The organism is Anaerosporobacter sp. (assembly GCF_031551385.1).
Classification (GTDB): domain Bacteria; phylum Bacillota; class Clostridia; order Lachnospirales; family Lachnospiraceae; genus Anaerosporobacter.
Map to the genome: position 1 here is coordinate 1 of NZ_JAVBNS010000236.1, position 11399 is coordinate 11399.

Sequence of the window (11399 nt, forward strand, 5' to 3'; positions counted from 1 at the left end):
TAAACAAAACAATCACAAAAATTTTATTAAAGCTCTTCATACTATTTATTCCTTCATCAATCTCCCGTACTTGTTTATCAATAAATTAGATATGCAAAACTTCATTACCTATCCTGCTTCTTCGTTGCTGTCCTCTAATTAAGAAACGATAGCGAAGCACCTATAGTACTTCTTAGTGTGTATCTCCACAACCTAGGAAGGCGAGGCAAGGACGCCGAGCCAGCCTGAGTTGAGGCAGGATGCCGAATCGATGGCGTTTCCGTGCCTTCTGAATATCTATCCATACACACTTAGAAGTACTTAGGTGTATAGCGTGTTTCGTATTATAGGACAGCAATGAAGAAGCTCTAAAACATATCAAAGTTTTGCATCAAAAAGTATCATACACAAGTATACAACCTACTCAAAGCGATATCCGACACCCCATACCGTTATGATATGGTTCGGTTTCTTTGGACTCTCCTCTATCTTTTCTCTCAACCACTTTATATGTACTGTCAACGTTTGTGCTTCACTGAAACTATCAAATCCCCATATCTTATTGAAAATCAGTTCTTTGTTAAGTACCTTCCCTTTATTCTCTATTAAGAATAACAATAGTTCAAATTCTTTCGCTGTCATAGTAATCGGAACATCGTTTTTATATACTATCCTCGATACTTTATCAAGTTTTAAATCGCCAGATAGAAGCACATCACTCTCATATCGTCTCTTGAATATTCCATTGATTTTTGCAATCAAGATATCAATATCATATGGTTTTTCTATATAATCATCTGCACCAAGAATAATACCATTTAACTTATCCTCTTTGCCGATTCTGGCACTGACTATTATAATCGGAGCATTGCTCTTCTCACGAATTCTCTTGCATACAGCAAATCCGTCCATATTAGGAAGCATAATATCTAGCAAGATTAACTTCGCACCATTTTCATCAAAATACGCAAGAGAATCCTCACCAGTACAGCAAAGTTTAACGCTATATCCCTCTGCTATGAGAAAATCACAAAGTAAATTCCCTAACTCCAAATTATCTTCAACTATTATAATGTCAGTCATTCTGCACCCCTTATTCTATCTTATATCAGACTTAAACACGCTTATTCAAGATAATACTTCATATTTACCATCCCATATCTATAAGCCATTTATTTAATGTAATTTCACGCTGGCGAATTTCCTTCGCATTGTCCGTATAGTTATCTAAATTATACTCACCCTTAATGTTACCGTCAACTATATACAGTACTCTGGAACATTTTGCAGCTACCCTAACATCATGCGTAACAAGCATAATTGCCGTGCCTTCTTCATTTATCTTCCTAAGTTCATTCATTACTTCCTCTGATGAATTGCGATTTAATGCTCCTGTCGGCTCATCTGCAAAAATCATCTTAGGACGATTGATTAAACTTCTACAGATACAGGCACGTTGCAATTGTCCTCCTGAAACTTCATTGATATCGTTGTTTGCTATCTCTACGATTCCTAACTTACGCATCAAATCAAGCCCACGAGCAGTAATTTCCTTACGACTTTCCTTACTCTTTTTTGACTGAGATGCTGGTAAAATTACATTATCGAGTACAGTCAGATTTTTCAACATATACATTTGCTGAAAGATAAATCCCATTTCATCAAGCCTGATGTCTGCAAGCTCATTCGGTTTTACATTACTGATATCTCTTCCCCCAAATATAACTTCACCTGCTGTTAGATTTTCCATACCTGATGCCGTATATAATAGCGTTGACTTTCCTGAACCAGAAGGCCCCATAACCGCAACCATTTCTCCCTCTTGTATTAATAGATTCAGATTTTTCAGTACATTGTTTTGATTTTTATTTACTATATATGTCTTACATAAATCCTTAATTTCTAAAATATTTTCCATATCCATTCTCCTATTCCATATTACTTGTTTCTGATGCAGAGATTCTTCTAACTTGCTGTGCGGTTAAAAAACTTGCCATAAATGTTACTCCAAATACAACCAACGGATATATCACATACTCTTCCAAAATATTTGGCATAAATTCGATTGAGCTTGCTCCCATCATCTTAAATACCAATCCTGATGAGATTTGTCCGACTGGATTTTCTAAAAGAATCCCTAATAGAATCGAAATAATTAGTACGATTCCAATTCGAAATGTCTGCCATAAAACAATCGAGTTATTCTTAAAACCAATCGCTTTCAGCATACCTATTTCCCCTGTTTCCTTTATAATAAAGCTCTTTACCATTAATACAGACACAAGAATATTTGTCGCCAATACAACAAGGATAATTACATTTTTCATATCTTTCATTGATCCAGCAATATCTCCAACCATATTACTGACGTATTCTCCACCTGTACTAACCTGTTTGTCAGAATATAATTCTTTAATTGTTTCCAAACGTTTTGCTTGCTCATCTTTTGATGGATTATCTGTATATTTTATCTGTGTTGCAAACTGTCCCATTGCATTACTATAATTTATCTCCAAATCTTCATGAAACCGAACACCATCTCCCATATTATTCATAGATTGATAGATTGCTGTCACAATAAATGTTTTCGCCTCCCCATCACCCAAATCTATCTTAACACTATCTCCTATTTCTGCACCAATTCTATCAGCAACAACATGAGTAATCTCCACTTCATTTGCACTCTGTGGAGCTGTCCCCTCTGTATAGGAATAATCCTCTACACTAGTGCCTGTTCCTTGAAGTGATATTGCATTCCATGATTTATCGCCATAACTTATTGAGAACTTAAATACTGTCTCTTTAAACACGTTTGCTGGAATATTGTTTTTAGCAAGTAATTGTTCTGTCTTCTCTAATTCAGCCCAAACAGTTTCACGACCATTATCATTAGTAAATAATTGTTCCTCTTCAATATACACATCACTCTCTGTCAAGCCAAACCAATTTACAAGCTTATCACTTGTAAGCGTATGCATCGTTGTAACAGGAATAAGGATTAAAAGTAGTCCCAATGTAAATGTCAAGATTAGTACACTAAAATGCTTTAACCCACTAAATATATCATTTACTGCCATATAAAGAATCGTAGGCATTTTCGTTTTATTCAGATGTAATATCCCTTTTCTTTTAAAGCGTTCTCCATTCGAACCATTTCTAATCGCATCAATTGGTGATGACTTCTTAACCATTCTTGTACTTAAATAGCAAAATATAATTACAAGCAAAACAATGGCAACACAACAAATTGCATTAATCAGTAAACTATTCGATTCCTTGATTACTATATTATTCGAAACATCCTTTATCATTAGTTTTCCGAACGGTATTCCTACAAAGAATCCTATCAAAGAACCTACAATTGAAATCGCAAGATATTTCACTATATAAATACCACGGATTTTACGATTTTTTATACCAATCGCTTTCATAACCCCAATTTCTCTGAACTCCTCATTAAGAGTAAAGACAATGGTGAATCTTAATATTACAATTGAGATAAGTATTAAAACAACACTTACAAGCAACATGACACCAGCGATAACCATATCCATGATATATAGCATTTTCAACTGTTTATCGGCTAATGTAATCATGATTGGTGCACCTATTTTTCCAAAATCATTTTCTAACTCTTCAACATTATTGCTTTCTATTCCATAACAATACATCTTAGAAAATCCACCATTTTTCATAATGTCTTGATAGTCATTTTCGCTGACAATCATACGCGTGATTCCTGTCATAGAAGAGCAAAACACCATATCTTTCGTACATCCAACATACTTATATTCTTTGGAAAACTCGCCATTATGTATTGTAATCTTGTCTCCTTCTTTTAAATTCCAAAGGTTTTTGAGTACAGCCGTCAGCATAATTTCCCCATCATTAAGTGGTGTAATTACATTATTTTTCCCATCAAATAACTTGACCTTTGCCTCGTTCACATCAGATACTACAATCGTATTGGAATAATCAAATTTCTTCCCATTCAAATCACAGTTATCTGCACTTAAAATAGGACTTTCGTAATAAACATAACTCTTAATATTTTCGTTTGTTTCTACAAATTCATTTGTTTTCTCACTCCCTGCCTCCAGAGCAACAATTGTAAAATCCGCAATCTCTGATATTTCAATATATTCATCCATCGCATTCGATATAGACATCAGATTGTTTACACTACTAGAAATAAAAGTTGACACCATAATAATAAACAGGAGCAAAATAATATTCATCATTCGCTTTCTTTTTAAATCCCTTTTCAATATGTTTAAATACATACAATCCGTTCCTTTCAATAAAATTTCGATATCGTAAGTAGATAGTAGCATAGGAATTATTAAAAAATCCTTAAATGGTTACACTTTTATTTCAAAAAAACAGAGAACATTTTCGTTCTCTGTTTCTCTTAGATTCTATTTTCTATCACTATTCCCTCACCAATTTAATAACCCGCTCTGTCGATTTCGCAGCAAATGGATGCAGCTACTATCACAAAATTTTCCAATATCCACTGCGACCACTTCCTACATATCGAATATTACCCATTTCGTTTAAAATCCTTTGTAAGGTTCGAGTTCCAATCGATAATTCTCTTGCCATGTCTTTCCTCGTAATCTTATTATTTTGTTGTATCATTGTAATTATTTTTTTATGAATATCTTGAGTGCCATCTTGAGTGCCATCTTGAGTGCCATCTTGAATACTGCCCTCAATATCCGGTCCCACTTTTGAAGTCGCAATATTTTTCAGTGGGATTGTAATTTTGAAAATATCACCTTCATCAAACGATGGCGTTCCGCCAGAATAAAGCTTTGTATACTTATTTGTATTCCTCATTCCAGAGCCTAATTCATCTGCAAGTCCTATTTCACGAAAAACTTTAGAGATTGATGGATTCTTTGGAAATGGTTCAAATCTGTCTAGTCTAAGTTCTCCAATCCCATGCGCAAGATTGCTATTTTCTGTATAAATTTTATCTTTCTCAATAATAAGCTTGGCAGGGAATCCACTGGAATAGTCCCGATGTGCCAAAATATTAGAAACTACTTCACGCAATATTCTATCTCTTGCACTCACACTTTGAATACCATCAAGTACAAACACATCATTCAAATGCTTTTTACCAAATTCCATAAGTCGATCGTAGCTATCTATAAGATTTGTAATAACTACATCACGATCATCATAGCGATCTATGTTTTCAACTCGATAAATAGCATCTGTCTTAAACTGTGGCATAACTGACATAATCGATGAATCTTTACCAAATAGCAGAATTGTCGCTAATGTTATTCCCTCTTTGTGTGTTTCCATATCTGTAAGAATTAGTCCTGAACTACGTAATATTTCTTCCTCATTCATTGTTGCCCAAGGATGATTATCAACGCGCCCTATTGCCATTTTTCGAGCACGTTTTATCAAATCAGTATTAAGAAATTCCATGCCAAAACCAGGGTACACTTTGTTGACATAATAGCTTCCCTGTTTTCTAGCATACATTTTATATACTAATTCCTCATTCTTTGTTATATCTATATCCCCTTCATATGCTCTATCCCATATAATACCATTGTGTCTTCGAACTTGGCCACCTTGGGGAACCCTAATATAAATAATATTTATTCCAAATTCCATTTCGTAAACTTCAGGAGTCAAATAGAGCGGTGGATAAATTTTATTGGCATTATTAATTGCCGTTGTAAAGTCCTTAAGCATTTTATCTATCACTTCGGGTTCTACACCTACTATCTCCCTATCGTCTTTTACTCCAAGAAAAATGTGCCCACCATTACGATTATTAAAAGAACATACTGTATCGTAAACATCCTTTGTTATATCATTTCTTGAATGTTTAAATTCCACATCTATTTTTTCGCCAGTATAAATTAATTTTTTTAACTCATCTATGGTCAAAATATCACCTCTCCATTTTTTCTGAAATAATATTCCATCACCAATTTAATAACCCGCTCCGTCGATTTCCCATCAAAATATTGATAATACTTATCCCGAAACCATTCTATTCTCTCATGGTCATATTTACCTTCATACAAATTCAGCTTAATCGCTTCCACTACTTCCTCTGTGGTTCTAACCACCATACCAGGAACAGATTCCTCATATGGCTCATAGAAGCCTCTTCCGCTTCTCTCAAATGTTTCTAAATCGTATGCAAAGAAAATCATTGGTTTCTCTCTTAAACAATACTCATAGATAATAGAAGAATAATCTGTTATTAAGACATCCGCAACAAACAGTAATGTCGTAATGTCTGCATAAGAAGAGAGATTCACCACTCTGTCTTTATATCTTTCTTCCTGCTCCTTTGTCCAAGCATATTGTCTTGCTACAAATGGATGAAGCTTTATCATACATACCGTATCTTCTGGAAGCTCATTAATAAATGTATCCAAATCCAGCTCCATCTTAGGATTTGCTACTTCATTGTCACGAAATGTAGGTGCATACAATACAAGTTTTTTATGTTTTAACTCAGGATATTGGTTATAGAAATTCGCCCTATCCACTTTCTTTTTCTCTCTGTCAAATAGCACGTCTGTACGTGGTAGACCTGTTGCATAAACTTTATCAAATTCGACTCCAAAAGCTCCTGCATACTGCTCACGAATCTCTTCTGCATTCACAATCAGATGCGTAATTGTACGATTCGCATGATTCTCTAATTTCTTTAAATCACCCTCGTTAGCATCTTGACCAAATTTCTTAATTGTTCCTGTTCCGTGCCATAACTGTACAACCTTTGCCTTAGAAGAAAAACGTAGATACGCCATTGGTAAGAATGTATTATCTAAGAAGATATAGCCCGCTGTAGCCATGTGAAACGGCTTTACAAGAAAGAAAGATAACATACTTCTAACTTTCCCTCCATTCTTAACTTCTGCCGTCTCTTCTTTCTTAATATAATAGAATTTATAATTGGCATCTTGCTTCTTCATCTCTTGAATAATCATACCAACATTGCTATCCATACTACTGTCATGTGTCATGATACAAAACACTTTATGCTTATTCACTCTAGTAAAGATTCGATTCATATAGAAGAAAAATGCGAAGAGTAGATATCCCATTTTTTTTGCAATTTGTTTCATAAATCAATTCTCCAATCTTAAGCTAACTACTGTTATCTCTGATTTTTCTGTGACTTTTACCTACAAAAACACTTTACTCTACTACCATTTAAATTGTTAAAACCTGCATAACCATTCCATACTAAATACTTTGGATTTCTACTTTATATGTGCCTTTATAATCTCAACAACCTTCTCAGAGGCATGTCCATCATCTAAATGGTTGTATTTTTCACGAAACTGCTCATATTTCTCACTATAATCATTTGCATTATAATGCAGGATATCATCAATTAAATCCTCTGTTTTTAATGAAATTGGCCCTGGTACATCAGCAACAAAATCAAAATAAAATCCTCGAAGTGTATCTTTATATTTCTCTAAATCATAGGCATAAAAGAACATTGGACGATTTAGTAAGCTATAGTCAAACATAACAGAAGAATAATCGGTTATTAATAGATCAGATACTAGATACAGATTTGCAATATCGTAGCTCTTATCGCAATCATAGATAAATCCTTTATAATTTGACCAATCAATCGAATCCTGAATTAAATAATGATACTTAACAATGCATACATATTCATTCTTTAAGTTCTCCATAAACATATGAAACGCTAAACTTGGATTGAATTTATAGCTTCCTTGACAGTAGAATTCATCATCTCTCCATGTAGGTGCATAAAGAATTACTTTCTTATCAAGAGGGAGACCAAGCTCTTTCTTTAGTTTTGTAATTGTCTCTTCCTTGTTACCCGTGAACAGAATGTCATTCCTTGGGTATCCTACCTCTACCATTGTCTTATAGAATGAAAATGCTCTACGAAATATTGCTGTAGAATACGAATTCTGTGATAATAGATAATCCCATGTTTGAGCATTATCATAGAAATCTTTCTTATATTCCTCTGTGTCTTTTCCTTCTGCCATTGTAACTTCTTTCATATCGAGTGCCAACTTTTTAAGTGGTGTTCCATGCCATGTCTGAATATACATAACTTCTTTTTTCTTAATTAGGAATTGAGGCTGTCTACAATCAAATACCCATACTTTCGCTACAGCCATATAATAGAGATATTTGAAACGACCATATTTTTCAACTCTTGCATTGCCTGGAATCTTCATATTCTCATCTTCAAAAAACCATACGATACGATAATTGTTATCTAATCCCTGTTCAACCATATTTTCATAGATTGCTTTTGGATTCCCTGAATAATTTCTTCCCAAATTACTGCCAAATACTATCGTTTTACTATGTAATGGCAATAGTATCGTTAATATCTTATATATCAGAACTACGCTCTTCTTAACAAGGCTTCGTACCCATTGTAATACTTTCCTCATAGAAAACTCCTTACTTATTTCGTATCAGTTTCTCAACAATTCTTTCTGCTGCATGTCCATCATCAATTGCACAAAAACGATTATAGAATGTATTATACCGTTCTTTATATGTTTCTTCAATATCATTAATATGTTCTATCGCCTGTAGTAACTGCTCATTTGTCTGCAATAGCGGCCCAGGTACTTCTGTTTCCATATCAATATAGAAACCATGTAGTTCCTCTTTGTATTTCTCTAAATCATATACAAAGAATAGAATTGGTCTTCTTAAATTTGCATAATCAAAGAATACAGAGGAATAATCAGTTACGCAAATATCTGATGCAAGATATAGCTCTGTTATATCCTGATAACGACTTCCATTATATACAAATCCGTCTCCACATAAGGAATCTACTTGATCTACAACAAAATAGTGGGTACGAAGAAGAAGCACATATTCCTCTCCTAACGCTTGCTTCATTTGCTCAATATCAATTGCTAATGAAAACTTATATTTTCCATGGGAATAGAATTCGTCATCACGCCATGTTGGTGCATATAGAATGACTTTCTTCTCTAACGGTATCCCTAACTTCTCTTTTACTCTTTTCGTAATCTCCTGTGTATTATCCGCATACAACAAATCATTTCTAGGATAACCGTACTCTGCAATCTTATCTTTGTCAAATAGGAAGGCATGTTTGAATACTTCTGTTGAAAATGCATTATCTGATATAAGATAATCCCATTTTCTCGAAACTTTATAGAAATCCTCTTTATGCGTTAATGTAGCGGAATGTACATCTTCCATATCAAATACTAGTTTCTTAAGAGGTGTACCATGCCAAGTTTCTATAAACACACTCTCTTTTCTCTTATTATACCAAATTGGCTGCCTACTATTAAACACAAGGAACTTTGCTCGTGAGAGATAATAAAGATACTGATACGTATTTGGTTTAATTACAGTAGGATTTCCTTGTATTATTATACTATGATCTCGCATAACCCATATATATTTATATTCATCTCCATAGTTCTTTAACATATATTCATAGATATATTTGCAATTATCTGAATAGCTTTTTCCGCCAAAGCTCTCAAACATAACCCAGTTTTGTTTCACTGGCAAACGGCGAAATATAAGTTTATCTAACACTCTCGCTCGTTGAATCGTGTTTCCAAACAGACCGATCTTCTTTTGCTTCATAATCATCTTATTTGCTATCTTAACTACCTTTTTGCGCTGATTGCTTCGGATTGCACTTAGAATTTGCTGTTGCTCTTTACTAAATCCAATAAAAACTCGCTGACTCATATTATGAAGTGCCATAGAATACGCTCCAAACGTTTCCTCTGACATTACATAACTCTTTCTACCATGATAAGACTTCTCATAGTTATGAAGAAGAAACTTGCAACAATATACATCTAACAGATAACGTAATTCTTCTTGATTTGCTCCTATATATCCACTCGATGCAACGAATGCTTCTAAGAACTGTTCCATTCTATTCCCTGCTTTTATCTGCGTTAAAGAAGGGTATTGTATCGTATCATTATGACTTCTCTTTGCATACGTTTTCAATTGACTGCAAATCCATATATCATGATCTGTACAGCCTGCTAATAAGCTACTCACAAATGGAAAATCCGAATAGAATTGATTCGCTTCATCAAATTGCAATTCTCTCTCTTGTAACCAAGATCGTTTGATTAACAGATTAAGTACGCTTACTTCTTCTTGAAACAATTGACTAGCTATGTCACATACATCGTATCTCTTCGCACTTTCCACAATATTCTCTTTCGAATCTTCGGAAGTTGTTTGTTCTACAGATTTCAAAAACGTATATCGCTTAAACCATGTTGGTAACATCACTCCTGAAACTATAGTTGCAACATTTTCATCGGCTATCTGTAACATCTTATGTAAGCCATCGTGAATTACATAATCATCACTATCAAGAAAATAGACATACTCCTTACTTGCCTTAGAAATTCCAAGATTTCTCGCTGCTGCAACGCCTGTTTTATCTATTAAAACGTAATTATAAATTGGTAATAACGATTTATATTCCTCTATAATTTGCCCATATCTCTTATTTTCCCTCTGATTATCTATAACAGATGCATCATATACTGCATTTTTATCATAAACAATAATGACTTCATAATCTTCAAGCTTTGATTCTACTATACTATCCAAACAATCTCTAAAAAAATGTTCCCCTCTATGATAAGGAACAATAATACTAACACCCAATAATAATTCCTCCTATATATAAAAACAAGATGCCACACAAATAGTCTCCTTGTTGAAATACTTTTGTGTGGCAACTTCTTTAATCCTTTAATGTTATATATAAATCTTTAATCGTATCACAATAATAGGTTGGTGGAAACTCTGTTGTTTCTAAATCTTCATACTTTGCTTCACCTGTGAATACAACTACTGTATCAACACCTGCATTAATTCCACATGCAATATCTGTATACAAACGATCTCCTATAACAATTGTTTCTTCTAAAGCATATCCACCTGCTATACAAGCCATATCTACCATAAGGCGATTTGGTTTTCCTAAATAGATAGGCTCACGTTTAACCGCTTCCTTTAATAGGTTACAGATTGCTCCACAATCAGGAATATATCCATAGGATACTGGACAAGCTAAATCAGGATTTGTAGCCCAATACTCTATATTCGTTGTTTGCAACAGTTCGCATATTGTCTCAACCTTTTTGTAGTCCAATTCATTGTCAAATCCTACTACCGCAGCAACAATGTCCTTCTTATAGGATTCTTGCACTTCTTCAGTAACGTTTAATCCATATTTACGGAGTTCCTTGGCAAACGATTTCGTACCGAGTACATACAATAATTGTTCCCCATAGCGTTCCTTTAAGAAGGAAGCCGTAGCAACTGACGATGTTAGGAAACTACTATGGTCAACTTGTATTCCCATTTTTGTGAATTTAATAATATAATCT

General features: G+C 34.1%; 8 protein-coding genes. All 8 read right to left on the reverse strand.

Features of this window, described 5'->3' with window-relative positions; all coding sequences use genetic code 11:
• Positions 1-399: 399 nt before the first annotated feature.
• Entirely contained in the window at positions 400-1062 is a 663-nt protein-coding gene (locus RMR19_RS17860) for a response regulator transcription factor (protein WP_310604861.1), read from the reverse strand.
• Between the two features lie 64 nt (positions 1063-1126).
• Positions 1127-1897, reverse strand: coding sequence for an ABC transporter ATP-binding protein (locus tag RMR19_RS17865; protein WP_310604862.1), 771 nt, complete (start codon positions 1895-1897; stop codon positions 1127-1129).
• Between the two features lie 10 nt (positions 1898-1907).
• Positions 1908-4220 (reverse strand): ABC transporter permease, encoded by a 2313-nt coding sequence (locus RMR19_RS17870; RefSeq protein WP_310604863.1) that lies wholly within the window; start codon positions 4218-4220, stop codon positions 1908-1910.
• Between the two features lie 253 nt (positions 4221-4473).
• On the reverse strand, positions 4474-5898 hold the full coding sequence (locus RMR19_RS17875) for an AlbA family DNA-binding domain-containing protein (protein WP_310604864.1): 1425 nt from the start codon (positions 5896-5898) through the stop codon (positions 4474-4476).
• Positions 5895-7094 (reverse strand): CDP-glycerol glycerophosphotransferase family protein, encoded by a 1200-nt coding sequence (locus RMR19_RS17880; protein WP_310604865.1) that lies wholly within the window; start codon positions 7092-7094, stop codon positions 5895-5897. Before RMR19_RS17880 ends, RMR19_RS17875 begins: the two co-directional genes overlap by 4 nt.
• A 138-nt stretch (positions 7095-7232) precedes the next feature.
• Positions 7233-8423, reverse strand: coding sequence for a CDP-glycerol glycerophosphotransferase family protein (locus tag RMR19_RS17885; RefSeq protein ID WP_310604866.1), 1191 nt, complete (start codon positions 8421-8423; stop codon positions 7233-7235).
• A gap of 10 nt (positions 8424-8433) precedes the next feature.
• Positions 8434-10671 (reverse strand): CDP-glycerol:glycerophosphate glycerophosphotransferase, encoded by a 2238-nt coding sequence (locus tag RMR19_RS17890; RefSeq protein ID WP_310604867.1) that lies wholly within the window; start codon positions 10669-10671, stop codon positions 8434-8436.
• Between the two features lie 79 nt (positions 10672-10750).
• Positions 10751-11399: HAD-IIA family hydrolase (locus RMR19_RS17895; protein ID WP_310604868.1), on the reverse strand; the 649-nt coding region annotated here is incomplete at its 5' end.